Origin of the sequence: Cyanobium sp. T1B-Tous (assembly GCF_024345475.1) — a bacterium.
Taxonomy (GTDB): Bacteria; Cyanobacteriota; Cyanobacteriia; order PCC-6307; family Cyanobiaceae; genus Cyanobium_A.
On record NZ_JAGQBE010000003.1, the window covers coordinates 13,161 to 37,335 of the forward strand.

The window sequence follows — 24,175 nt, forward strand, 5'->3', positions numbered from 1 at the left end:
CTGGTGCAGGCCCCTGCCGCCATGGCCTACGTGGCGCTGATGGCCGGGCAACAGGCCAGGCCCCTGAAGGGCAATTTCAACCAGGTGCCCGTGCTGCACTCCAACCAGCCGGAAGAGGTGGAGGGCGAGGGCATTCTGATCAACACGGCTCCGGGCTATGCCTATGCCGCTGAAACGGGCCAGCCCCTGCGCAACGCCGAATACACCTTCAACGGTGAATTCGGCGTCCACATGCACCACAAGTATTTCCCGCCCAACCGAGGCCAGCTTTCAGCTTCTGGGCGACGGCCCGAACTCACCCTGGGGCTGATTCTGATCAACCCAGGCGCGCGGCCCGTTCACATTCGCTTCGAAAATGGAGCTGTCCGCAACAGCTTTGAAGCCCCCTACTTACAGCAATACAAGATGGGCGTGCGCCCCTTGGGACCGAGGCCGTGGAACACCGGACCCGGGGATGCCACCGCGATTCAGGTGTTGCGGGGCCGCCTGGATTCCAAGCTGAGCGAGGAGATCACCATCCCGGCCCGCAGCCGCATCGTGCTCTTCCATACCCAGCTGCCAGCCCTGGGGATCGCCAACGCCCTGCTCAAGGGCCGCAGCGATGGACCGTTCCAGATGGCCGTGGTTGCAGCCAAGAATCCGCAAAGCGACTGGGAGGTGCTGTCGGTGCTGGACCAAGGGCGGCTGGCGCCCGGCCGGGTGTATCTGAACCGGATCGCCGACATCAACGGAAGGCGGGTGTTTTCCCGTGTGGGTGGTGTCGCCATCGGCGATGCCTACCAGGCCAGCCTCAGCCACGACCTGGTCCAGCAGGGGCCCTTGCATGTCCCCCTCACCAGCACCCATCGCCACAATTTCGGCACCCGGGAAGTGCAGGTGAATCCGCTGGTGAGTCGGATGGTCGATTCCTCCCTCGACAATGTGGGCACCTACGGCGTTCGGTTCGACGTCGATCTCAACCTCAAGGGGGCGGGTCCCTTTGAGTTGGTGTTGAGCCATCCCTCCACCACCGGCAGCGGCAGGCCCTTCACCGCCTTCCGGGGCTCGTTTCAAGTCCGCACCGAGGAGGGCCTCCAGGAAATGCACGTGGGCCTGCGCTCTGGCCAGAGCGTGGCTCTCACCACCTTGAACCTGCGTGCTGGGGTGTCGAACCCGGTGCGCGTGAGCCTGGTGTATCCGGCCGATGCCACCCCAGGCCATCTCTTGAGTGTGGTGCCGGCCAGTCAGGTCGCGATGGTCCAGGACCGCGAGCGCCAGCTCGAGCTTGCCCGCTCCGCTGCCAGCAGCACGGCCACGGCCCGACCCTCCACCCTGCCGGCGCTGCCCGATGGCGAGGATGGTGCCAACGGCGGCCTGCCTGCCCTGTCGCCCCTCGTGCTGCAACCCGGTGCTCAGACCCTTCAGCCTGCGCTGGCTCCCTATCGTTACCTCCCGCCGCCCCCACCCCCGCCGGCACCGGGTCGGCTGACCCAGCCACGCTCCTCGGCACCCACCCCGGGCATGGCGAGTGAATCCCTGGTGGACCGCTACCAACAGGCCTTGGAAGCGCAGCAGCAGATGATGCGCGGCTTGATGGGCCGTTAGGAATGGCTGAAAGGGAAGATCCGCGCCGCCGGTTCAGCCTGGAGCTTCCGGTGGCCCTGCTGGAGAAAATCGATGGCCTCAAGGCCGAACTCGGGCTCCGCAGCCGCGGTGATCTCGTCGAACGGCTGTTGCAGGACCTGTTTCCTAGCGACAACGACACCAGCGACGGCACTGACGACGGCGGCAGTTACAACGATGCCAGCGGCGAATTCGAGCCCGATCCCGGTGCCGGTACGCCAACCACCTTCAACGAACAGGGTGCGCTCGTGCTGGTGACCCGTGGAGCCGGGGGCGAACTCACCCTGGATCTCGACGCGTCAGATGACCACTGGGCGGATTCCACTCGGGTCCCCAACCCCCAACCACGCCAGGGCGGGATTGACCTGCCTGGATTTGTACGGCGCCAATCAGACCAGCTCAAACGCAGTCTCCATCCCCGCCGCCCCGACGTTCAGGCATCCCTCGAACCCCTGCCCCAGGTGGGCGGCGAGTTGATTGCCCAGGCTTTGATGCGTGCCCGCACGCACTGGATGGAGCTCTACGGCAATGACGCGAATGAGGCCGTGCTGGAGGCGGCCATGGTGTGGCTGGGCCAGGACATCTGGCCCCAGAGTGACCAGAGCGAGAATCGCCCCTTCACCTGGACCCTGGCGTGTGATGTGGTGGCCACCACCGCGCCAAGTTGGGGCCGCGAACCTGCGAGTTTTGAGCGGGTGATGGTGATGGCCGGGCTGCTGGAAGATCCGTTCAGCACGTCGACCTTGGAGCTGCGCTTACCCACGCTGATTCGACGCTTTGTGCATCGATTCCGCAAACGGCGCAAGGGGACGTCGTTCCAGACCCTGGAGCACACCATGACGCTCCATGGAGCGTTGAAGTTATTGAACTTGCCTACAGCCCCCGGCCATCGCCTCACGCTTGGTCAAATCCGGGATGCCTACCGAGATCTGGCCATGAGCAACCATCCCGATGCGGGAGGGAGCGAAGACAGCATGCGCCGGCTCAACGAGGCCTACCAACTTCTCAAGGAGCTCTACCGCAACCAATAGCAGCCCCCAATTGTCTCGGCCTATTCTTGCTACAAGACTAGGAGTAAGAATTAGCTCGCCCCACTGAGATTGTCGGGATGTGTTCGGCCGGCCCGCTGAGGTCAGGCGAGTCCTTGGGTTGTCCAGGCCAGGCAGGGTGATCGCTCACCAAGCCAAGATTGCATTGCCCGAAGCATCTGAGACCCACCCTGGGTCTTGTACTGGCATTTACCGGAGATGACTGCCACCACGCCAGGGGCTGCCTCGACATCAATGAAATGGAGTCGTCTAATAAGTCGCATCAGCCTTCAGGCCTGAGTCTGACCCTGCACCTCATCACAGACTGCCGAGACTTAAGTGTTTCGGATTGGCGGCGTGGCAGGCATCCGTTGGTCGGCCTGATTCACGCATTGGAGCTGGCAGAAAAGGCAAAAAACACGTGATTCTGGCCGGAGCGGTTGATCGCTTCATGTGTTGCGCGTTAGCCGCGCCCTGATGGCGTCCATGGCTTCTGCGCCAATCAGAGCTTGTCCCACGTCCTGTCCAGTTCGCCGAAGCCCAACCAAAATTCAATCCTGGAGGTCGTTTCTAGCTCTGCGTATCTGTGTCATACACAGGTACGCAAGTTGATTCCCTCTTTTTCCAGCGGCCTGACACGCTTCGCCCGTGGGGCGCCGAGAACCAGCCCATTGAGAGCGAAAATAGGGAGCTCTCCTTCGTCTCATGTGGGAGAAGTTTCTAGATTCACAAACGGATCGAGATGAGATTAACAAGACTCACTTCCGGGGTGTTTGTGCCGCTGCTTCTTTGCCTCTCATCGGAGAACACCATGGAGGGGCCAAGCCCGCCTACGCCGCCGCCGCCTCTTGGGCGATCTACTAGGTCCGAGATGGGTCCCATGCACTTGTACAAAAAAGACCCAGTCGAGACAGGTGTCGACTGGGTCTGGTGCCTGGTCCGGGTGGGACTCAGGTGCTGGTTTGCATGCCCTGGATGAGGAAGTCGAAGTAGGGGCCGGCCATGGCGGCTTGATCGGTGCTCAGCAGCCCAATCGCCGCATCCTTCATGGTGCGCATCGCTTCCACCATGCCTGGCATCGGCACGCCGAGGCTGTTGTACATCTCGCGGGCACCCACAAGCCCGATCTGCTGGATCATCTCGGTGCTTCCGGCCAGCACGCCGTAGGTCACCAGACGCAGGTACCAGCTGTAATCGCGAAGGCACTGGGCCCGCTGCTTCTGGCCGTAGGCATTGCCGCCGGGAGCCACGTAGTCAGGTTTGCGTTGAAACAGCTGCTTGGCTGCCTCATCCACAATCTTTTTCTCGTTATCGGTGAGAACCCGAACCACGGCCAGCCGATCGGCCCCCCGGCTGAGGTACTCCACCATGGAGCGCAGCTCGCCGCCGCTCGGATAGCGCAGCTGATCATCTGCCTGGAGGATCAGATCCCGAACGACGCTCATCGCAGCGACCACACGCGTGCACCACTGTATCGACTCCTCCGGGGGAACCTGCCTCTCGACAGCAAGGTGTAACGCCCCTTTGCACGGCGTAGGGTGAGGGATTGCCTGGCGCGCGTGGACAGCCTCACCACCGGCAGCAACCTGGACCTGTCCACCGGTAGCCGGGTGGAGGTGACGATCACAGGCCTCTCCCACGACGGCCAAGGGGTGGCCCGCCTCAACGATCGGGTTCTGTTTGTCTCCGGAGCCCTGCCTGGCGAACAAGTGAAGGTGCGTCTCACCCATCGGGCGCGGCGCCATTGGGTGGCCGAATTGGAACAGGTGTTGGTTCCTGCTCCGGAGCGGCAGCGCCCTCCCTGCATCCTGGCCGAGCACTGCGGTGGCTGCAGCGTGCAGCACCTTGCCGACTCAGGCCAGCAGCACTGGAAGCACCAGAAGGTGGTCGACGCCATCCGTCGCATTGCCCATCTCGAGACGCCCGTCTCTCCGTTGCTCGTGGCGCCCGAGAGCCTGGGCTACCGCAACCGCGCCATCATCCCGTTGGAGCGTCGTGAGGATGGTCGACTGCGGGCTGGCTTCTATCGCCGCGGCACCCACACGATCGTCAACATGAATCACGGTCCCGTGTTGGACCCCCGCCTGGACAGCCTGATCGCTCCACTCAAGGCGGATCTGGAGGCCAGTGATTGGCCGGTGGATCGGGACTTCCGCGAGGGCGGCGGCCTTCGCCATCTGGCCCTGCGGCTTGGCAGTCACAGTGGTGATGTGCTGATCACCCTGGTGAGCAGCCACGCCGAGCTCGACGGCCTCGAAATCCTTTCGGCGGCGTGGATGGAGCGCTGGCCCGAGGTGGTGGGGGTGTGTCTCAACCTGCAGCCCCTGGCCACCAACACCCTGATGGGACCGGAAACCCGGGTGGTGGCCGGTCGGGGTTGGGTGGAAGAGCGCTTCAGCGGTCTCACCCTGCAGATTGCAGCTGACACCTTTTTTCAGGTTCACACCCGCCAAGCTGAGCGGGTTGTGCCGCTGGTGCTGGCAGCTCTAGAAGCAGTCCCCACCGGCGTGATGGTGGATGCCTACTGCGGAATCGGGACGTACACCCTGCCGGTGGCCGCTGCTGGCTGGCACGTGCACGGCATCGAACTCAGCGCCGAAGCGGTGCAACAGGCCCGCACCAACGCCCGGGAGAACGGACTCACCGATCGGGCCTCGTTTGAGGCTGGCGTCGTGGCGGAGTGCTTGGCGGCGCACCTGGCCCACTGCGACGTGCTGTTCCTCGACCCGCCCCGCAAGGGACTGGAGCCCGGTACCCAGGCCGCCATTTTGGAGCGGCCACCAGCCCACATTTTGTATCTCAGCTGCGACCCGGCCACCCTCGCGCGCGACCTGGCCCAACTGGTGGGCCAGGGGGGCTATCAGCTGGAATCCCTCCAGCCGCTCGACTTTTTTCCCCAGACCAGCCACGTGGAAACGCTGGCTGTCCTGCGGCGCGGCGCTGCGGTTCCGGTGCAACCCTCAGCCGAGGCCTAAGCCCGCAGCTGGGCTCCCAGCTGCTTCTCCAGGGCCGCCTGCACCGCAGCGTGGGCCCGTTCCACATCCTCATCGGTGAGGGTGCGCTCCGGATCGCGGTAGCGCAGGCGGAAGGCCTGGCTGCACTGGCCATCGGCCAGTTGGTCGCCCACGTAGCGATCCACCAGTTCGGCATGTTCCAGCAACGGCTTGCCAGCCTTGCGGATCACCTGGAGGAGGTCGGCGGAGCGGCAGTCGGCGCCCACCACAACGGCCAGGTCCCGCTCTGAGGCTGGAACCGTGGCAAAGGGTGCAAAGGCCGGCTGCCAGCGGTTGCGCCGGGTGGCTGCGGTGAGCAGGGCCCCCAGCTCCAGTTCGAACAGGTGGGTGCTATCCGGCAGGTCGAGGGCCTGGGCCTGTTCCGGATGCAGCTGGCCAAACCATCCCGCCGGTCGGCCCTCCACCACGATCTGGGCGGCCCGGCCCGGGTGCAGCAGCGGCTGGTCCTGCAGGGGACGGTCCTCGCAAGGGATCGACAGGGAGGCCAGGGCCTGCTGCAGAACCCCACGGGCCTGCCCATAGGTGAGGGGTTGGGGCTTGCCGCTGCTGGTCCAACGCTCGGCTCTTCGTTCGCCGCAGATCACGCCCACGAGCAGATGGCGTTGGGCCCGGCTGGCGACCCCGCTGCCGCTAGCCGAGCTGAAAACCTGGCCCATTTCAAAGGCCCAAAAGCCCTGTTGACCGCTCTGCAGATTGCGGCGGGCTGCCGCCAGCAGTTCACCGTGCAGGTTGTCGCGCAGGTGGCCGTAATCGGCGAGCAATGGATTCGCCAGGGGAAGGCGCCCTGGTGCTGTCGCGACCAGGGAAAAGCTGCAGGCCTCCTGTAATCCAGCGGCACAGAGCTGGCGGCGCAGGCGGCGCTCCACCTGCTGGGCGGGCTCCAGCCCCCCGGGTTCGAGGGGATCGGGCAGATGGCAGGCAAATCGGTCGTAGCCCACCAGTCGTGCCACCTCCTCGATCAGGTCCACCTCCCGCTGGAGGTCCATTGATCGCGAGGGGGGAACGGTGACCTGCCATCCCTCCGCATCGGCATCCGCCACCAGGGTGCAGCCGAGCGCTGTGAGGGTCTGCAGGATCTGCCCATCGCTCAGGTCGCCCAGTTCCTCGCCCTCCTGCACGGGGCCCAGCAGGTTGTGCAGCGCGTCCCGACGCAGATGCAAGGGAACGGCCGGCGCCTGGGGGCGCTGGTGCACCCAGCGTTCCACCACTTGGGCATCGCAGAGCTCCTGAAACAGCTCCACGGCACGGTCGGCGGCAGCGAGGGTGTTCTCCCGAGGGAGACCCTTCTCAAAGCGGCTGCTGGCCTCGGTCCGCAGTCCCACGCTGCGGGCGGAGCGGCGAACGGATTGGGGGGCAAAAACCGCCGCCTCCAGCCAAATCGCGGTGGTGTTGTCGCTGACGGCCTCTTCGGCGCCACCCATCACGCCCGCCAGGGCGATGGCCCGGCCCGCATAGGTCACCACGAGGGCTTCAGGCGTGAGGGCCTGCTCCGAGCCGTCCAGGGCGGTGAAGTGTTCTCCGGTGCGCGCTTGACGCAGGCCCACGGCGGCCGCCTCGACCGCGCCGCCGGTGAGGGCTGCGAGCCGCGACCGATCGAAGGCATGCAGCGGCTGGCCCGTTTCCAGCATCACCAGGTTGGTGATGTCCACCACGGTGTTGATGGGCCTGATGCCGGCCTTGTCGAGGCGTTGTTGCAACCAGCGTGGAGAGGGCCCCACCTTCACGCCCTCCAGGGCTGTGAGGCTGAACAGCCCGCCCTCCTCCATCGCCGCTTGGTCACTGGCGTCGGCGGGAAGGGGGACAGCCGTCACCGCCGGCGCCGGCATGGCAATGCGGGTTTGCCCGCCCACCAGAGCTGCCACCTCGCGGGCAATGCCCTGCATCGACAGGCCGTCGGGGCGGTTGGCGGTGATGGCCAGCTCCAGCACCTGGTCATCCAACCCCAAACTGGGCCCCACCGGCGCTCCCACGGCAGGCACGGATTCGAGCAGCTCGTCGAGCACGGCGATGCCATCGGCTTCCGCACTGAGGCCCAGCTCCGCCAGGGAGCAGATCATGCCGCTGCTGGGCACGCCGCGCAGTTCGGCGGGCTTGATCGTGAGGTTCACGGCCGGCAGGGTGGCCCCCACCAGGGCTACCGGGACGTGAATCCCAGCGCGCACGTTGGCGGCCCCACAGACGATCTGGAGCGGCTCGGCTGCCCCCACCTCCACCTCACAGACACTGAGCTTGTCGGCGTTCGGGTGGGGCTGCCGATCGCGCACGTAGCCCACCACCACCCCTGCGGCCTGGGCGGCCAGATCCTCAATGGCGTCGACTTCAAAACCGGCGAGCGAGAGGCGCTCCGCGAGGGCCTCCACCGCGAGTGCCTCGCCAGGGGCGGTCACCAGCTCCTGCAACCATTGGAGCGAGACCCGCATCAGCCCATCCCATCAGGAAGCGGGATCCTAGGGATCCACAGGGATCCGGGTTCAGCTGCCAGGTATGGTGGCAACTTGTCCTTTCGCATCGCACCAGCGGCGCAACGTCCTTCATGGCTAAAAACAAGGGCGTCCGGATCGTGATCACTCTCGAGTGCACGGAATGCCGGTCCAACCCCGCCAAGCGGTCCCCCGGTGTGTCCCGGTACACCACCGAAAAGAACCGCCGCAACACCACCGAACGGCTTGAGCTGAAGAAGTTCTGTCCGCACTGCAACTCCTCAACGGTCCATAAGGAAATCAAGTGAGGCCGGTTTCAGGTCGCGGCCCTCTGGCCCTCGCTCTGAGCCCCTTGCATGTTCCTTGGCCTTGACAGGCGTCGGCTTCCTTTCACCTCACCGTTTCTCTCGATGTCCAGTTCCTTTTTCAAAAAGCGTCTTTCGCCGATCAAGCCCGGCGACCCGATCGACTACAAGGATGTCGATCTGCTCAAGAAGTTCATCACCGAGCGCGGCAAGATCCTGCCCCGCCGGCTGACGGGCCTCACCGCCAAACAGCAGCGAGACCTCACCAATGCGGTCAAGCGAGCCCGCATCGTGGCCCTGCTGCCCTTCGTGAACCCCGAAGGCTGAGGCGCATCCGCTGGCCTCGGCAAGCTTCCAACCCGGCGATCTGGTGGGCCTCAGCGACGAGCGGGGCCCCCAGGTCGCCGTTGTTGTAAGCGTTCAGACCACGAAGGCCTCCGTGGCCATTGGGGCTTCCGCTCGCCAGCAGATCCTCCCCCTGCGGCAGCTGCAGTTGCTCTGCCCCCTGCCCGCGCTGTCGACCATTCCCCAGCGGATCAGCCAGCCTCCCTGGGGCCTCAACGACGCCAGCCTGGCGGCGGCGCTGCCACCCCGGCGCGATTTTGGTGCGGCCTGGCTGTTGCTCCAGGGGGATGACGCAGCCCAACCCCTGGCCGACTGGGTCGAACTGGTGTGCTCCCGTCATGACGGCTTGGCGATTGCCGCCTGCTGGCTTTGGTGTCAGGGGCCCCAGACCCTGTTTCGCTGGCGTCAGGGTCAGGTTGAGCCCCGTGGCCAGGACGACCTGAAGCGGCTGCGTCGTGAACGGCGCCACCAGGTGCTGCAGGCGCAGGCGGAACAGCGGTGGCATCAACTGCTGCGAGGGCGGAGCCCCCTCGAGGCCCAGTCCCTCGATTTGGAGCAGCAGCAGCAACTGCAGCTGTTGCTGGCGTGGGCCGCCGGCGACTGTGAGATCCCCCTGCCCTTGCCCCTGCGGCAGGCTCTGCAAGCGGCCCACTGCAGCCCCGACACCGGCTCGATCCGCCACTTGCTGGTGGACCTGGGTCAATGGGAAGCCCACCATCTGCCATCCCTCCGTGCCACCACTTGGGAGCAGGGTTTCTCCGCCGCGTTGCTGGCGGAGGCCGATCGCCTGGTGGCGGCTGCCGAGCAGGAGCAACCGGGGGATGCCCATCGGCTTGACCTCACGGCCCAGCGCAGCGTCACCATCGACGATGCCGACACCTGCGACATCGACGACGGCCTCGCCCTCGAAACCACGCCCGCAGGCCAGCAGCGGATCTGGATTCACGTGGCCGATCCGGGGCGCCTAATCCCTGTGGATTCTCCGCTCGACCTGGAAGCGCGCCGACGGGGCAGCAGTTTGTACCTGGCCGGGGGCATCCTGCCGATGTTTCCCGAGACCCTGGCGACCGGGCCGATGAGCCTGCGGGCGGGACACCGCAGCGCTGCCTGGAGCCTCTGGGTAGAGCTGGATGCGGCTGGCGCCATTGCCGCTTCGGGCCTGCAGCGCAGCTGGGTGTCACCCACCTATCGGCTGTCCTACACCGACGCCGATGAGTTGATTGATCTGGCCCCTCCCCAGGAGCGCGACCTTGCCGATCTGCACGGCCTGCTGGAGCGTCGCCGCCAGTGGCGGGTGCAGCAGGGGGCCCTGCTGCTGGAACAGCCGGAAGGGCGCATCCGTGCCCAGGGCGACCAGGCGGTGCTGGAGATCACCGAACCGAGTCCGTCCCGGTTGCTGGTGGCTGAGGCCATGATCCTGGCGGGAGCGGCCGTGGCTGCCTATGGGCGCGAGCAGGGGCTGGCCCTGCCCTACCGCAGCCAGTTGCCCGCTGCCCTGCCGCCAGACAGCGAGCTCAACGGCCTCCCAGCTGGGCCCGTGCGCCACGCGGCGATCAAACGCTGTCTGAGCCGGGGGCACACCGGTACCGAGCCCAGCGGCCATTTCAGCCTCGGGCTGCCTGCCTATGTGCAGGCCACCTCACCCATTCGCCGCTACGCGGATCTGGTGGTGCAGCGGCAGCTGCTCGCTGTGCAGCAGAACACCGCACCGCTGGCCGCCGAGGCCCTTCAGGGTCTGCTGACGGATCTCGATGGGTCCATCCGGCAGGGCATCCAGATCAGCCGGGAGGATCAGCGCCACTGGCAGCAGGTGTGGTTTCACGACCACCGCCAGGAGCACTGGGCTGGCCTGTTCCTGCGTTGGTTGCGTCCCCAGGACCGACTGGGCCTGGTGCATGTGGACGCCCTGGGCCTGGATCTGGCGGCTGAGTGCCCCGCCGGTTCCCAGCCCGGCGATGCACTCCAGCTGCGTGTGCAGTTGGTGGACCCCCTGCGGGATCAGCTGCGGCTGCTGGCCACCGGTTAGTCGGGGGCGAGCCGGGATGCCCGCAGCCACGGCCCCCAGGGGTTGGCACAGCCGAGCAACCGGGCCGGCGTCGGCCGGTCGAGATCCTGAAGCCAACGGTTCAGCCCAGGTTCGAGCGTGATCAGGGGCCAGGTGCGGGCCCCGTTGCCGCCGGCCGCGATGGCGAGGGCTGGGTCGAGCGTGATCTGGAACCCTCCTTGGCCATCGGGGTGCACCATCCCGCTCCAAAGGGCCTCCTGCGGTTCAGTGCTGCCGCTGCGGGGATCAAGATGACGTGCAAAGGGTTCTGCCAGGAGGCCATCGGAACCCACCAGCTCGGGTGCATCCAGCAGCTGCACCTGGCGTTCGGCCCAGTCGTCGGCATACCAGGGTGTATCCCAGAGGGGCACCACGGCCGCGGGCGCCCAGGTATCGCGGATCAGCTGCTCCTGCAGGCTGCGCACCGGCAGGTCCGCCAGGGCCACGTTTCGCTGCACCGCCAGGGCCGCCGCGGCTCCTGCAGCCTGGCCGATGTTGAAGATCAGGGGCTGCAACCGGGTGGCGCCGTTGGCCATGTGGCTGACGCTGAGGCACTTGTCAGCGGCGAGCAGGTTGTCGCAGCTGTCGCTGATCAGGGCCGAATAGGGAATGGTGAACGGGGTGCCGCTCCAGCGGCCGCCCCAGCGAATGCTCTTCGGGGCGAGCGGCCAATCGGGCCCTGGATAGTGGTGGTCGTTCGCATAGTTGCCCACCGCCACCGACTCAACCTGGCCGTAGGCGTTCAAGGGCAGCGGGCCCTGGGATTCCCCGGCCCCCCGGGGAAGGAGGTGCTGCTCCAGCACCACGGTGCGCCCCACCAAACGACGCCCCTCCCGCCAGTAGGGCATCAGGGCCAGGGGGGATGGCCCCTCCAACGCTGAACGCCCACCGCTGGTCTGGCCGGGCAGGGGGAAGCAGGCCGCCGGCTGGAGCCAACCCCCGGAAGCCTCTTGCAACGCTGCGCTGAACGCCTGGCTGTGGGCCTGCATGGCCGCCCCGATCGCCCCGTCGGGTGCCGTTGGCTCCAGTAGCTCCAGGCCGGAGCCATGCCAATCGTTGCCGCCGAGGGGCCAGTTCAGCATCACCAACCCGCCCGGCAGCCGGCCGTAGCTAATGGTGCGCTCCAGCCCAAAGGCCTCGGCAGCGGAGCCAAAGGGCGCCGCAAGGCGGGGTGACTCCCCCTTCAGCAGGGGTGGCATCGAGCCGGGAGCTGCATCCGCTGGCAACTGGCCCATGGCCACCCAGGTGGGGGACTGCAGCGGATGGTTCTTGAAAAAAGGCTCCTGCTCCAGCCTGGCTCGCGATGGGGCACTGGGCTCGTGCCACTGGTCCTGCGCTTCCCAGCCCTGGCGGTAGGGAGCGGCGCCCTGGGCCAGAAGTTCGCCGCGGTCACTGCCATCAATCAGCACCTGGGCGTGGATCTGCAGCACCTCGCCCCGATGCTCCACCTCGATGGCCTGGATGCGCTGCCCCTGGCGGTGCACAGCCCGCAGCACCACGCCATCGAGCCACTGCAAGGAGCGCTGGGCATCGCACCATTGGCGCAGGATCGCCTCCGCCGTGGCGGGTCGATAGCCAAAGCAGCTCACCCAGTTGTGGTCGAGCCCTTCCGGTTCGCGGCGCTGCAGTTCCCGCAGGAATGCCCCCCAGAGGCCCGTCTGCCAGGGCGAGAGCTCATTGCCATCGGGAGCGCAGACCCCGGCCGCACTGACCATGCCCCCCAGCCAGGGGCCGGGAGTGAGCAACAGCACCCCTGCCCCGCCCCGGGCCGCCTGCAGCGCCGCCGCCACCCCACCGGTGCCGCCACCCCACACCACCACCTCGGCCTGTTCGTGCCTGATCGCCATGGCTAGCAAGGGTCAAGGACTGGCTCCCCAGCGTGTCAGGGTGGGCCCCGGTCCAGGCGCCGCGTGCCCCCCTCCCGGTTGCATGTCTTACACCCTCACCACCCCGCTCTACTACGTCAACGATCGGGCCCATCTCGGCAGCGCTTACACCACGCTCGCCTGTGACACCATCGCCCGCTTTCAGCGCCTGAAGGGGGAAGAGGTGCTGTTCATCACCGGCTGCGATGAGCACGGCCAGAAGATTCAGCGCACCGCCGAGGCCGCGGGTCTGACGCCCCAGGCCCACTGCGACGCAGTCAGTGAAGGGTATCGGTCCCTCTGGAACCGGTGGCAGATCAGCCACGACCGCTTCATTCGCACCACGGCCCCGCGGCACCGCCAACTGGTGGAGCAGTTTTTCGCCAGGGTCGAGGCCAATGGCGATGTGGTGGAGGGCCGCCAGCAGGGCTGGTACTGCGTGGCCTGCGAGGAGTTCAAAGACGACGCCCCGGGCAGCGAAGACCCGGAATGCAGCATCCATCGCAAGCCCCTGGAATGGCGCGACGAGGTGAATCTGTTCTTTCGCCTCTCCCGCTATCAGAGCCAGATCGAGGCCCTGATCCGGCGTCCGGGCTTCATCGCCCCGGCCAGCCGGCAGAAGGAAGTGGAGAACTTCGTGGCCCAGGGGCTGCGTGACTTCTCCATGTCCCGCGTCGACCTTCCCTGGGGAATTCCGGTGCCAGGCCATGGCGGGCACACGTTCTATGTGTGGTTCGACGCCCTGCTGGGCTACCTCTCGGCCCTGTTGCCCCAGGAGGATCCTGTCGACCTGGATCTGATCACTCAGCGGGGCTGGCCGGCCCAGCTGCACGTGATCGGCAAGGACATCCTGCGCTTTCACGCCGTCTACTGGCCCGCCATGCTCATGTCGGCAGGCTTGCCCTTGCCCGAGCGGGTGTTTGGCCACGGCTTCCTCACGCGGGAGGGGCAGAAGATGGGCAAATCCCTCGGCAACGTCCTCGATCCCGAGACGTTGCTGGAGCGCTGCGGCCGGGATGCGGTGCGTTGGTATCTGCTGCGGGATATCCCCTTCGGCGATGACGGTGATTTCCAACAGCAACGGTTCATCGATCTGGTCAACAACGACCTGGCCAACACGATCGGCAACCTGCTCAATCGCACCTCGTCGATGGCCAGGCGCTGGTTTGCCGATGCCGTGCCGCCTGCCGGCAGCGCCATCCAGGCCGATCACCCCCTGGCGGTGGCTGCCCTCACCGCTGGCCAGACGGTGTCTGAAGCCCTTGAGGCCCTCGACTTCCGAACCGCCGCCGAGGCCGCCTTGCAATTGGCCGTCAGTGCCAATGGCTTCCTCAACGACCAGGCCCCATGGAAGCGGATGAAACAGGGGGGGGAGGAGGCGCAGGTGGCGTCTGATCTCTATGCGGTGCTGGAGGCCACCCGCTGGGTTGCGGTGTTGTTGGCTCCGCTGGTGCCCGAACTCTCCGAGCGGATGCTGCTCCAGCTCGGCCAGCAACCGTTTGTCAGTGACCAGTGCTCGGGCCTGCCCTCTGCCTGGCGGGACGCCCAACAGTGGGGTGGCCTGGCCCCGGGCCTCCCCTTGATCGAACCCCAGCCGGTGATGCAACGGCTTGAACTGGAGGCTCCCCTGTGATTGGTCGGCTGCTGTTTGGTCTGACCCTGGTTCTGGCCCCGCAGCTCCTCGTGGGCTGCCGCGCCCCCGCCCCCAAGGAGGAAGCCGCCCAGCCGTTTGTGTTCCGCTCGCTCAACCTGCGGCAGAAGGACCCGAGTGGGCGTCCCTTGTGGGAGCTCAGCAGTCCCGAGGCGCGTTACGACCTCGGCCGCCGTGTCGCCCAGGCCAGGGACCTGCGGGGGGTGATCTATGCCAAGGGCACAGCCCTGTATCGGATCACGGCGACCAGCGGCACCGTCATCAACGACGGCGAGGTCGTGCAGCTGGAGGGGCCCACCCTGCTCCAGCGGATTGGTCCGAAGCCGTTGAGGGTGTCCGCGAGTCGGGTGCGTTGGTACCCCAAGCAGGAGCGTATGGAGATCGACCGCCATCCCCGGGCCAGCCAGGGAGATTTGCGACTCACCGCCCAGCGGGCCCGCTTCTGGATCCAGCAGGACAAGTTGGAATTGTTGGGCCGTCCCGTGTTGGAGCGCACCGGTGCCAGCGGCATGACCCTCGCCCTCAGCTCCGCGGATTGGTTCCCTGGTACGGGCCAGCTGCTGGGTCGCGGTCCGGTTCGGGGTGAGCGCCGGCTGCCAGGCAACGGGCTCCAGACCCTCAGCTCACCAGGCCTGACCGGCAATTCCCTCTCCCAGATCATCGACCTGCAATCTCCGGTGCAACTGCTGGATCCAGGCCGCAAGGCCAGGCTCGATGCCCGCCAGACCCGGATCCAGCTCGCCGACGAACGCATCAGCAGCCCCCACCCCTTCACGGCCCGGCTCGATCAATCGCTGTTGACGGGCACCGGCTTCGAGGTCCTGGGTCCCATCCACACCTTGATCATTCCCCAGGCCTGTCGTCTCAACCAACCCACCGATTCCCTCCGCGCCGACCGCTGCAGTTGGAACTGGCAGACCAATCAGGCGGAAGCCACAGGCAGCGTGGAATTGCGCCGCCAGGCCTTTCAACAGGTCACCAAGGCCCAACGGCTCACCGGCGTTGTCTCGAAACAGGGTCAAGCGGTGTTCAGCAGTCCGGGGAGTCGGGTTCAGACCCGGATGACCCTGCCTCCGGCCCGGAGCCGTCCCCAGAAGTCGGAGCGGAAAGCGCCTCCAATTTCCCTCTGATCCGCAGGGACCAGCCCTCCAGCCAGGTGAGATCACTGCGGCTAAAGCAGCGCGGCGACCACCCTCCCAGCACCACCAGACCATCGCGACCCAGGGGTTGGACCACGACAGCAGGTAAGCCAGGCAGGAGGGAGGCAAATTCCTCCCGGCCTGGGTAGAGGCGCAAATCCACCAGGGAAATGGCAGCCCCCTTGGACTGGGCCCGGTGACAGATCTCTCCGGGTCTGAATGTCCCCTCCGCGAGCAAACCACGGCGCAGCAGACACCGGCCCTGCCAGCTCACCAGCACCACGGCGGCCGGACTGGCCGTGAGCAGCATCTGGCTGCCCCAGCCCAGCTCTTCCGCCAGATCGTCCGGCAGCCCCTGGGCGATCACCAGGCCCTGCTCGCCGGACAACTCCACGCGGGCAGCCGTTTCCGGGATGGCGCGGGTCCAGAGCACCCCCACCAACATCAGGCCTACCGCCAGAAAGCTCGCCAGCACAGCGGCCCGTTCCAGCGACGGATCGGTGCTGGCGGCGGTGGTCTGGTTCACAACCACCAGGCCCAGGGCGGCCACGCCTGACCAGAAACTGACCCTGGCGGGGATGGAGGCGGTCATGGCCGAAGAGCAGGAGGCGACAGCAGGGCCCGCAAGCGGCAAACTAGGGCCAAGCTTGGCCTGATCCGTTGCCGACTTCCCCTCGCGCGAGCCGTAGGACTCCAGTTCTGGCGCTGCTGGCCGTCCTGTGCTGCACCCTTAGCAGCTTGCTGTCTCCCGCCCCAGCCCTGGCGATCTCCGCGGCCGGTCTACCCGCCGCTGCTCCCCAGGAACGGGTGTTGGACACAGCCGATGTGCTCAGCAGGGCTGCCCGGGCCGAACTGGGTAAGACCCTGGACACCTTCGGTGCCGATCGGGTCGATGCCCACCTGGTGACGGTGAACCGGCTCGACTACGGCTTGACCCTGCCCCAGCTAGGAGCCGAGCTGCTCGAGCGCTGGGCCGACGCAGGAGCCGAACCCAACCAATTGCTGTTCCTGATCGACAGCCAGACCAACAGCGCTGCTGTGGTGGCAGCCCCTGCCCTCAGCGGCCAGCTGGATTCGAGCCTGCTGCGCAGCACGGCCCGCACCACCATGGCCCAGCCGATCCGCGATGGGGGGCGCTACCGCCAGGGCAGTTTGGATGCCATGACCCGGCTGCTCACCGTTCTCGAGGCTGGCGAAGATCCTGGTGAACCTGTCACCGCCGAGGTGGTCACCCAGCCCACCAACATTCCGACCAAGGAAGAAACCGCCTCCAGCAACGCCTTCACCTGGGTGGTGGTCCTGTTGGTGCTGGGCACCCTCGTGCCCATGCTCACCTGGTGGGTTTTCTCACGCTGAACCGATGGCACTCACCAATTGGATGGGCGCCTTCGGGCGAGCCCAGGCGCTCGATGTCAGCCATGACCTGGAGCGGGGATACGAATCCGCCCTGCTGATCCAGAGCATCGAGCTCGAGCACTACAACGATCGCCCCGTTCGCCCCGAGCTGGATCTGCGGATCCCTCGCTCCGCCCAGGCCCAGTTGTTGCGCCGTTTCCGCGCTGCGCTGGAGATCTGCCGTCAAGCCATCGTCACCGTGGAGCCCCGCCGGGGTGAACTGGCCGGCCAGGAGATTCGCCAGTTCCAGCTGATTGAAAGCGTGGTGGCCCGCTACGGCGCCAAACGGGACCCACTGCCGGCCATCAGCCGATCTCCCGAGGTGTTGCCCCGCAGCCTGATTGGTGTTGTTGACCAGGTGCGAAGGCAGCTGGATCCGGAGGCCGAAGCCAATGTGGTTGCCGGTTTCCGCCGTCGGCGCGACTCCACCCTGGTGTCGCTGCGCATCCTGTTGCTGTTGATTCTGGTGCCGGTCCTGGTTCAGCAGATCAGTCGCACCTATGTGGTGTCGCCGCTGGTGGATCGTTTTGCCCCAGACAACGCCTTCCTCACCTACCCCAAGCCCAAATTGGAGGAGAAGGCCGTTGAAAAACTGCGGGTCTTCCAGGCGGAGATCGAGTTCGATGCCCTGTTGCAGGGAAATCCCCTACCCAGCCGCGAAGAGTTGCAGGCCCAGCTCGCCAGCCGGGCCCAGGAACTCAAGGAGGAGGCCGATCTCGAAAGCACCCACGCCATCAAGAACGTCCTGGCCGACCTCGGCGGACTTCTGGGTTTCGTCTTGGTCTGTGTGTTTGGCCAGCGGGATCTTCAAGTGCTGCGCGGCTTCCTCGATGAACTGGTCTACGGCTTGAGCGACAGCGCCAAGGCCTTCGCGATCATTCTCTTTACGGACATCTTTGTCGGGTTTCACAGCCCCGAAGGCTGGACCGTTCTCCTCGATGGCGTGGCCCATCACTTGGGGCTTCCGGCTCGCGAGAACTTCATCATGTTGTTCATCGCCACCTTCCCGGTGGTTCTGGCCACCGTGTTCAAGTACTGGATCTTCCGTTATCTCAACCGGGTTTCTCCTTCCTCGGTGGCCACCTTGCACAACATGAACGGTGGGGGCTGATTCGGGCCCAGGCCCCATCCTCGTGCTCGGGCCCGCCCGCAGTGGCAAAAGTCGCTGGGCCGAGCATCTGGCCCTCCAGTCCGGCCAACCGGTGGTGTACCTCGCGACCGGCCCCTCACCCACGGAAGACGATCCGTCCTGGTCCAGCCGGATCGCGGCCCATCAACGCCGGCGCCCCTCCAGTTGGCGCACCCTGGAGGTGGGAGCCGATCTGGCTGCCTCCCTCCACGATCTTCAACCTCCTGGCCTCGCGCTGGTGGACTCCCTCGGCACCTGGGTGGCTGGCGGGCTCGACCTGGATGCGGGGGTTTGGGTGGAGCGTTGTGCGGCGTTAACGGACGCGCTGCGCCAGTGCGCCGTGCCCGTGGTGCTCGTGAGCGAGCAGACCGGCTGGGGCGTGGTCCCCCCCACGGCCATCGGGGGGCTGTTCCGTGACCGTCTGGGTGCCCTGGAGCAGCAGCTGGAGCCCCTCTGCTCCGGTCTCTGGCTGGTGGTGGCGGGTCGCGCCCTGGATCTGAGGGTCTGCAGCGTGCCCGTCCCCGCTGGTTAAGCGGCCAGGTAACGGATTGACCATGCCACGGATCGTTCTCTACCAACCCCAGATTCCGCCCAATACGGGCAACGTGGCCCGCACCTGCGCGGCCACCGGCACCGATCTGCACCTGATCGACCCCCTCGGCTTTCAGATCGACGACCGCCAACTCCGCCGGGCTGGATTGGACTACTGGCCCCTGGTGGCCTTGGAGCGTCACGCCAGTTGGTCAGCTTTTGCTGATCGTCGCCATACCCTCGGTGGACGCCTGATCGCCCTGAGCAGCCACGCCGATCAGGCCTACACCACTTGGCGCTTTGCGCCCGACGATTGGCTCCTCTTCGGGCGTGAGACCGATGGTCTGCCAGGGGATGTGATGGATCAGGCGGATGCCGCGATCACGATCCCCATGCCCCGTGCGGCTCGTGGTGGCCAGCCTGGCGTGCGCAGCCTCAATCTCTCGGTTGCCGTGGGCGTGGTGCTGTTTGAGGCGCTGCGTCAACAGGATCTCCTGACTTCAGCGGGATCGACTGGTACCACTGGCCTCTAGACAGATGGGCCAGTGCGGGTGTAGCAGCCAGCACTTGTGGCCCAGGGTTCCGTCCGCTACTCTCTGGCCGGCTCGGGGATGTTGGCTTCTCCACGAGCTTTGTCCGATGGGAAGAACTGCATGAAGCCTTTGCTCACCAGTCTGCGAATTCTGATTCCCTGCGCCGTGGCCGTGCCGGCCGTGGTTGTGGCTCTCTCCCCCGCTGACCTCGACAAGGCTTCCGTCGACACCCTCATTGCAGCCCTGCCTGCCCCCAGTGCGGATCGCATCTGGGTCAAGGTTCGTCAACCGATCACCGTTGAAGACCTCTCCACCAGCCTCCAGCTCGATGAGGAGCGGCTGGCCAAGCTCAACGACGTCAACGAAGACCACCGCTTCCGCCAAGGCGACTGGCTGGTGGTGCCCAGCCTCAAGACCCGCCAGATCAAACATCTCGCGGCCATTGACACCAGCGAGCTCCGCCGTACCCCCCCTCTGCAGTCCCTACCTCCCGTGGAGGACCGGGCGGTGGTTCGCTTCGGCGACACCGTCGTCAAGATCGCCCAGCGCTACGGCCTGACCCTGCAGGAGCTCCTCCAGCTCAATCCCGGCCTCGAAACCGCCCGGCTGGTGGTTGGCAGTCAGGTTCGTCTGGCCCAGTCGGCTCCTGGCCGGACCCGCATGGTGCTGGGCCTCAAGCCCTCCACCAGCGGCGGGGTGAGCTGGCCGGAGCTGCCGGGCTTCGGCGAGCTCACCAAGCCCTTTGAGGGGCCCACCTCCTCCCAGGGCTGGATCTGGCCCACCCGGGGCGTGTTCAGCTCGGGCTACGGCTGGCGTTGGGGGCGCATGCACAAGGGCATTGATGTGGCCAACAACGTCGGCACCCCCATCGTGGCGGCCAAGAGCGGTCGGGTGGTCTTCTCCGGATGGCACGACGGCGGTTATGGCTACCTGGTCACGCTCGCCCACCCGGATGGCAGCCGCTCGCTCTACGCCCATAACAGCCGTCTGATGGTGCGCGTTGGCCAGGAAGTGGAACAGGGATCCCTGATTTCGCACATGGGGAGCACCGGTCGCAGCACAGGCCCGCACCTCCACTTCGAGATCCATCCCCCAGCTTCAGGTGCGGCCAACCCGCTCCAGTTCCTGCCACCCAGGGCCTGATAAAGTCAGGTCACCGCGGCTCGGTAGCTCAGCTGGTTAGAGCGTGGGATTCATAACCCCAAGGTCGGGAGTTCAAGTCTCCCCCGAGCCATTGTCGTGCGGACGGTCCTAGGGCCGTCTTTTTTTTGGCTTCATCCCCTTGCGTGGGGGACACCAGCCGGCAACGCCCAGCAGAGCGGGCCAGGGATCAGCGCAACTCCACCGCGTTCAGGCGTTCGCGAAAGCTGGCTGATCCCGCATCGTCATCGCCTGGCCCCTCGTGTCCGTTGGCCCAGGTTGGCTCCTGCACGGGCAGGGGCGCTGGGGAGGGCACGGGCACGGCCACCGAGCTCGAGCCCGAGGCCGAGGCTGTGCTGCCGCCACCCCTGCGTCCGCGTCCGTAGCCCTGGGAGCGGCCTTCGATCGCACGGATCAGGGCCTTGCTGCGGTTGACCTCCCCAATGCTTTGGCCTTCCTTCGGCCGGACCAGGGGGTTGGCCTTCAGTTCAGAGCGCAGTTGGTTGAGCAGCCGAAAATGGCCGGTGGTGTTGTATTTGCGCAGCACGCTCGGCTCCCAGGCCATGGACAGCGATCTCGTTGGGGGGTCGTCTGTCCAGCCTATGGCCACGGGCCCCAACCGGCTGTGATAAATTGTTGGAGAGTCAACTGGAAGTCGTTCCGACTTTGGACTGAACGTCCACTAGGGGCTGGCCCCGAGTCTGGTCAGAGCACGGCCTCTCCATGGTCCCCAGGTGTGCCCTGGGGCCCGTTGGTGCGTCCGAGCTGAGGGCCCCTTCCCGTTGCATCCACGCCCTGTTCTTCACCCCCTCCAGCATGTCCCGGCTCGTTGGCCTGCAGGCTCCTGACTTCACCGCCACCGCCGTGGTGGACCAGGAGTTCAAGGAGATCACGCTCTCCCACTACCGCGGCAAGTACGTGGTGCTGTTTTTCTACCCGCTCGACTTCACCTTCGTCTGCCCCACGGAGATCACCGCCTTCTCCGACCGCTACGGCGATTTCTCGAGCCGCAACTGTGAAGTGCTGGGCGTCTCGGTGGACAGTCAGTTCAGCCACCTGGCGTGGGTTCAGACCGAGCGTAAAAACGGCGGCCTCGGTGACATCGCCTACCCGCTCGTCGCTGACCTGAAGAAGGACATCGCCCGCGCCTATGAGGTGCTCGATGAGGACGCTGGTGTCGCCCTGCGCGGTCTGTTCATCATCGACCCCGATGGGGTGATCATGCAGAGCACCATCAACAACCTGCCGGTGGGTCGCAGCGTGGAGGAGACCCTGCGTCTGCTGCAGGCCTTCCAGCACATCCGCAACAACCCTGATGAGGTCTGCCCGGCCAACTGGACCCCCGGCGACAAGACCATGAACCCCGACCCCGTCAAGAGCAAGGAGTTCTTCGCCGCCGTCAACTGAGATTCAGCCCAGACGGTGCTGAGCAGGGGCCCACGAGGGCCCCTTTTTTTGCGGATCAACCCAGCAGGCTGGCCAGCAGGCGGCGGCCATCGATGCCCCCGGTGCAGGGGTCACAGGCCCGTTCGGGGTGGGGCATCAGACCGAGCACGTTGCCCGCCGGATTGCTCAGCCCGGCCACGTCGCCCACCGATCCATTCGGGTTGGCGGCGTAGCGCAGCACCACCTGGCCATTGGCCTCAAGGGAGGCCAGCTGGTCAGGGTCGCACTGGTAGCGGCCTTCGCCGTGGGCAATGGGCAACACGATCGAGTCTCCCTCGCCATACCCCTGCAGCCACTCGGATCGACCGGGATGGACCGTCAGGGACGAGGGTTCGCAGAGGAAGTGCAGGCGGGCGTTGCGGGTGAGCGCGCCGGGGAGCAATCCCATCTCGGTGAGCACCTGAAAGCCATTGCAGATGCCCAGCACGGGCCCACCCGCGTCGGCAAAGGCCCTGACGACCTCCAACACGGGGGCAAAGCGGGCAATGGCCCCACAGCGCAAATAGTCGCCGTAGCTGAAGCCTCCGGGGATCACCACGGCGTCCAGACCGGCCAGGTCGCTCTCCTCATGCCAGAGGAAGCGGGTCGAGAGCCCCAGGCAGCCTTCGAGGGCCCAGCGCACATCCCGGTCGCAATTGGATCCTGGAAACACCACGATCCCGATGGTCCTGGCAGCGCTCATGCCGACTGCTCTCCGCTCGCTTCGATCATCTCCAGGGTCCAGTCTTCGATGACGGGGTTGGCCAACAGCCGATCACTCAGCAACTCGATCTGGCTCCTGGCAGTGGCTGCGTCGGCAGCCTCCACCTCCAGCTCAATGGCCTTGCCGATGCGCAAGCGACGCACCCCATCGACACCCAGCCGGGCGGCGGCAGCCCTGGTGGCTTCTCCAGCCGGATCCAGCACCGAGGGGCGGAGTGAAACCTGAACGCGAGCGCGAAAGACGGGCACCTGAGGAGCTGGAGGTTTGTTAAATCTTGGCAGCTCGATGGCCCCAGCACCCGGGCTCTGGCCAGCTTGAAGGGAGCCCCCTGTCCAGCCCTCCGTGGACCGGACCTTTCTTCCCCCCTCCGTGGCTCCGTGCCCGCTTGCGCCAGCTGCGCGCGGCTGGCGTCCCCTGCTGCGGGCTGGCCTCAGTGCTGTGGTGAGTCTTCTCGCTCTGGGGATTGGGCTGGGCCCCGTTCAGGCCGATCCACTCCCCCTGCGTTGTCGGCTGGGCAATGGCCCCTGGCAACACTGCAGCATGGACGTGGACCGGCCCGGAGAACGCTGGTCCATCCAGGTGGCTGGACGGCGGATCGCGTTCCGCCATGACGGCAGCGGCACGGTGACCATGCAGGATCCCGCACCGGTGTCTCCGGCCAACAGCGGTGGTGGAGGGGCCTGGGTGCCGGTGGCCACCACGTGGATTGCGGGGCCAGCACTCTGCTGGAACGGTGTCTGCGCCCAGGGGGACATCCCCCTGGATTGAGGCCCTTGGGCCCCTACGCCGCTCCGGTGGCCTCCAGCAAGGTGGCCTCGATCGCGGCTTGATCGAGCTGAAAACCGAGCACCACCAGGTCCAGGCCCGCCGGGGGTGCCGGCTGATGCCCAGCTGGTTCTGGCGATCCGGTTTCAAACCAGCACTCCAGCCGTGGGCCGACGGCCTGAATCTGCAGGGGGCGAGCCTTTCCCTCCAGCCAGAGGCGTCCCTTCAGCCGGATCAGCCCGGGATCCTGGATCAGCTGGCTGAGCTGCCGTTCCAAGGCCGGTCGGTCAAAGGCACCACTGAGTTGCAGGGCCAGCGACTCCATGGCGACGTGGCTGTGATCGTGGTGATGGTCGTGCTCATGCTCATGCTGATGGTCGTGCTCATGGTGGTCATGGGAGGCGTGGCCATCGGCATCGGGCTCCTGCCGCTCCAGACCCAACACCAGCTCTGGTGAGACCGCACCCCGTTCCATGGTCAACACGGCAGCACCGGGACGCACCTGGGGGATCAGACGCGATTCGAGCTCGTTGAGGGATGCTGCGTCGAGGCAATCCGCCCGGCTGATCAGCACCAGATCGGCTGCCTCCAGCTGTTCGGCAAACAACTCCTCGATCGCGGACCCATGGTCGAGGCTGGGATCGGCCAAACGTTGGGCCTCCAGGGCGGCGGGGTTGGCCACCACAGCTCCGGCGGCCAGCGCCTCTCCGTCCACGACGGCCACCACCCCATTCACCCGAATCCGGGTGCGGATCTCGGGCCACTGCAGAGCGGCGATCAAGGGCTCGGGCAGGGCGAGTCCGCTGGTTTCCACCACGATGCCGTCGAGGCTGTCGGCGCGCGCCAACAGGGTCTCCATCGTCGGTAAAAAGTCGTCCTGCACGGTGCAGCAGAGGCAGCCGTTGGCCAATTCCACCAACCGCGAGTCCACCTCGTCCTCTGGACAGAAGCCGCAGCTGCGCAAGAGGGCCCCATCGATCCCCACCTCGCCAAATTCATTGACCAGCACCGCGAGGCGCTGGCCGCTGTTCAGGAGCAGATGGCGCAGGAGGGTGGTTTTACCGGCACCGAGAAACCCGGTCACCACGGTGACCGGCAGACGTTGCTGAGACGCTGTCAT

Annotated in this window: 23 protein-coding genes and 1 tRNA gene; 16 read left to right on the forward strand and 8 right to left on the reverse strand. The window is 66.3% G+C overall.

What is annotated here, in order from left to right; translation table 11 throughout:
• The first annotated feature begins 21 nt into the window (after positions 1-21).
• Both KBY71_RS01165 and KBY71_RS01170 read left to right on the forward strand, forming a co-directional pair.
• The gene (locus KBY71_RS01165; protein WP_254927240.1) at positions 22-1,584 is read left to right on the forward strand and encodes a DUF3370 family protein; all 1,563 of its coding nucleotides are present in this window, start codon (positions 22-24) and stop codon (positions 1,582-1,584) included.
• 2 nt (positions 1,585-1,586) lie between these two features.
• Positions 1,587-2,633 carry a ribbon-helix-helix protein, CopG family gene (locus KBY71_RS01170; RefSeq protein WP_254927175.1) on the forward strand — a complete coding sequence of 349 codons (1,047 nt, stop codon included), beginning with the start codon at positions 1,587-1,589 and terminating at the stop codon, positions 2,631-2,633.
• 947 nt (positions 2,634-3,580) lie between these two features.
• Here KBY71_RS01170 and KBY71_RS01175 read toward each other — a convergent pair.
• Positions 3,581-4,075, reverse strand: coding sequence for an allophycocyanin subunit alpha-B (locus KBY71_RS01175; protein WP_254927176.1), 495 nt, complete (start codon positions 4,073-4,075; stop codon positions 3,581-3,583).
• A 114-nt stretch (positions 4,076-4,189) separates the two neighbouring features.
• On the opposite strand from KBY71_RS01175, the gene rlmD reads away from it, so the two are divergent.
• Positions 4,190-5,605: a 23S rRNA (uracil(1939)-C(5))-methyltransferase RlmD gene (gene rlmD / locus KBY71_RS01180; RefSeq protein WP_254927177.1), complete on the forward strand. Its 1,416-nt coding sequence runs from the start codon at positions 4,190-4,192 to the stop codon at positions 5,603-5,605.
• Here the strand turns inward: rlmD and pheT are convergent.
• Entirely contained in the window at positions 5,602-8,064 is a 2,463-nt protein-coding gene (pheT, locus tag KBY71_RS01185; RefSeq protein WP_254927178.1) for a phenylalanine--tRNA ligase subunit beta, read from the reverse strand. The two genes, rlmD and pheT, sit on opposite strands and share 4 nt — an antisense overlap.
• 113 nt (positions 8,065-8,177) lie before the next feature.
• Here pheT and rpmG point away from each other — a divergent pair, with 113 nt between their 5' ends.
• The 3 genes from rpmG to KBY71_RS01200 all read left to right on the forward strand — a co-directional run bounded on the left by rpmG (position 8,178) and on the right by KBY71_RS01200 (position 10,740).
• Positions 8,178-8,372, forward strand: coding sequence for a 50S ribosomal protein L33 (rpmG, locus tag KBY71_RS01190; protein ID WP_190389523.1), 195 nt, complete (start codon positions 8,178-8,180; stop codon positions 8,370-8,372).
• Positions 8,373-8,474: 102 nt separating this feature from the next.
• Positions 8,475-8,696, forward strand: coding sequence for a 30S ribosomal protein S18 (gene rpsR, locus KBY71_RS01195; protein WP_006041316.1), 222 nt, complete (start codon positions 8,475-8,477; stop codon positions 8,694-8,696).
• Between the two features lie 43 nt (positions 8,697-8,739).
• Complete coding sequence (locus KBY71_RS01200) at positions 8,740-10,740, forward strand: ribonuclease catalytic domain-containing protein (protein WP_254927179.1); 2,001 nt, start codon at positions 8,740-8,742, stop codon at positions 10,738-10,740.
• On the opposite strand, the gene KBY71_RS01205 is transcribed toward KBY71_RS01200, so the two are convergent.
• Entirely contained in the window at positions 10,737-12,605 is a 1,869-nt protein-coding gene (locus KBY71_RS01205; RefSeq protein ID WP_254927180.1) for an FAD-dependent oxidoreductase, read from the reverse strand. The two genes, KBY71_RS01200 and KBY71_RS01205, sit on opposite strands and share 4 nt — an antisense overlap.
• 82 nt (positions 12,606-12,687) lie before the next feature.
• Between KBY71_RS01205 and KBY71_RS01210 the strand changes: the two genes are divergently transcribed.
• On the forward strand, positions 12,688-14,256 hold the full coding sequence (locus tag KBY71_RS01210; protein ID WP_254927181.1) for a methionine--tRNA ligase: 1,569 nt from the start codon (positions 12,688-12,690) through the stop codon (positions 14,254-14,256).
• Positions 14,253-15,404, forward strand: coding sequence for an LPS export ABC transporter periplasmic protein LptC (gene lptC / locus KBY71_RS01215; protein ID WP_254927182.1), 1,152 nt, complete (start codon positions 14,253-14,255; stop codon positions 15,402-15,404). Before KBY71_RS01210 ends, lptC begins: the two co-directional genes overlap by 4 nt.
• Here lptC and KBY71_RS01220 read toward each other — a convergent pair.
• Entirely contained in the window at positions 15,304-16,005 is a 702-nt protein-coding gene (locus KBY71_RS01220) for a cofactor assembly of complex C subunit B (protein WP_254927183.1), read from the reverse strand. The two genes, lptC and KBY71_RS01220, sit on opposite strands and share 101 nt — an antisense overlap.
• Positions 16,006-16,151: 146 nt before the next feature.
• Between KBY71_RS01220 and psb32 the strand changes: the two genes are divergently transcribed.
• The 6 genes from psb32 to KBY71_RS01250 all read left to right on the forward strand — a co-directional run bounded on the left by psb32 (position 16,152) and on the right by KBY71_RS01250 (position 20,235).
• Positions 16,152-16,769 (forward strand): photosystem II repair protein Psb32, encoded by a 618-nt coding sequence (psb32, locus tag KBY71_RS01225; RefSeq protein ID WP_254927184.1) that lies wholly within the window; start codon positions 16,152-16,154, stop codon positions 16,767-16,769.
• Between the two features lie 4 nt (positions 16,770-16,773).
• Positions 16,774-17,919, forward strand: coding sequence for a proton extrusion protein PcxA (gene pxcA, locus KBY71_RS01230; RefSeq protein WP_254927185.1), 1,146 nt, complete (start codon positions 16,774-16,776; stop codon positions 17,917-17,919).
• 22 nt (positions 17,920-17,941) lie between these two features.
• Complete coding sequence (cobU, locus tag KBY71_RS01235; protein WP_254927186.1) at positions 17,942-18,469, forward strand: bifunctional adenosylcobinamide kinase/adenosylcobinamide-phosphate guanylyltransferase; 528 nt, start codon at positions 17,942-17,944, stop codon at positions 18,467-18,469.
• Positions 18,470-18,491: 22 nt separating this feature from the next.
• Entirely contained in the window at positions 18,492-19,001 is a 510-nt protein-coding gene (locus KBY71_RS01240; RefSeq protein ID WP_254927187.1) for a tRNA (cytidine(34)-2'-O)-methyltransferase, read from the forward strand.
• Between the two features lie 120 nt (positions 19,002-19,121).
• Positions 19,122-20,144 (forward strand): M23 family metallopeptidase, encoded by a 1,023-nt coding sequence (locus tag KBY71_RS01245; protein ID WP_254927188.1) that lies wholly within the window; start codon positions 19,122-19,124, stop codon positions 20,142-20,144.
• A 17-nt stretch (positions 20,145-20,161) separates the two neighbouring features.
• Positions 20,162-20,235 (forward strand) — tRNA-Met (locus KBY71_RS01250).
• A 96-nt stretch (positions 20,236-20,331) separates the two neighbouring features.
• On the opposite strand, the gene KBY71_RS01255 is transcribed toward KBY71_RS01250, so the two are convergent.
• The gene (locus KBY71_RS01255) at positions 20,332-20,706 is read right to left on the reverse strand and encodes a hypothetical protein (RefSeq protein WP_254927244.1); all 375 of its coding nucleotides are present in this window, start codon (positions 20,704-20,706) and stop codon (positions 20,332-20,334) included.
• Positions 20,707-20,957: 251 nt separating this feature from the next.
• On the opposite strand from KBY71_RS01255, the gene KBY71_RS01260 reads away from it, so the two are divergent.
• Positions 20,958-21,548 carry a peroxiredoxin gene (locus KBY71_RS01260; protein WP_254927189.1) on the forward strand — a complete coding sequence of 197 codons (591 nt, stop codon included), beginning with the start codon at positions 20,958-20,960 and terminating at the stop codon, positions 21,546-21,548.
• A 55-nt stretch (positions 21,549-21,603) separates the two neighbouring features.
• Here KBY71_RS01260 and purQ read toward each other — a convergent pair whose 3' ends face one another.
• Both purQ and purS read right to left on the reverse strand, forming a co-directional pair.
• Complete coding sequence (gene purQ, locus KBY71_RS01265) at positions 21,604-22,269, reverse strand: phosphoribosylformylglycinamidine synthase subunit PurQ (protein WP_254927190.1); 666 nt, start codon at positions 22,267-22,269, stop codon at positions 21,604-21,606.
• Complete coding sequence (gene purS, locus KBY71_RS01270) at positions 22,266-22,538, reverse strand: phosphoribosylformylglycinamidine synthase subunit PurS (RefSeq protein ID WP_254927191.1); 273 nt, start codon at positions 22,536-22,538, stop codon at positions 22,266-22,268. The genes purQ and purS overlap by 4 nt, the downstream gene beginning before the upstream one ends.
• 193 nt (positions 22,539-22,731) lie before the next feature.
• On the opposite strand from purS, the gene KBY71_RS01275 reads away from it, so the two are divergent.
• Positions 22,732-23,058 carry a hypothetical protein gene (locus KBY71_RS01275; RefSeq protein ID WP_254927192.1) on the forward strand — a complete coding sequence of 109 codons (327 nt, stop codon included), beginning with the start codon at positions 22,732-22,734 and terminating at the stop codon, positions 23,056-23,058.
• Positions 23,059-23,071: 13 nt separating this feature from the next.
• Here the strand turns inward: KBY71_RS01275 and cobW are convergent, their stop codons facing one another.
• Positions 23,072-24,175, reverse strand: a complete 1,104-nt coding sequence (gene cobW, locus KBY71_RS01280; protein WP_254927193.1) for a cobalamin biosynthesis protein CobW — start codon at positions 24,173-24,175, stop codon at positions 23,072-23,074.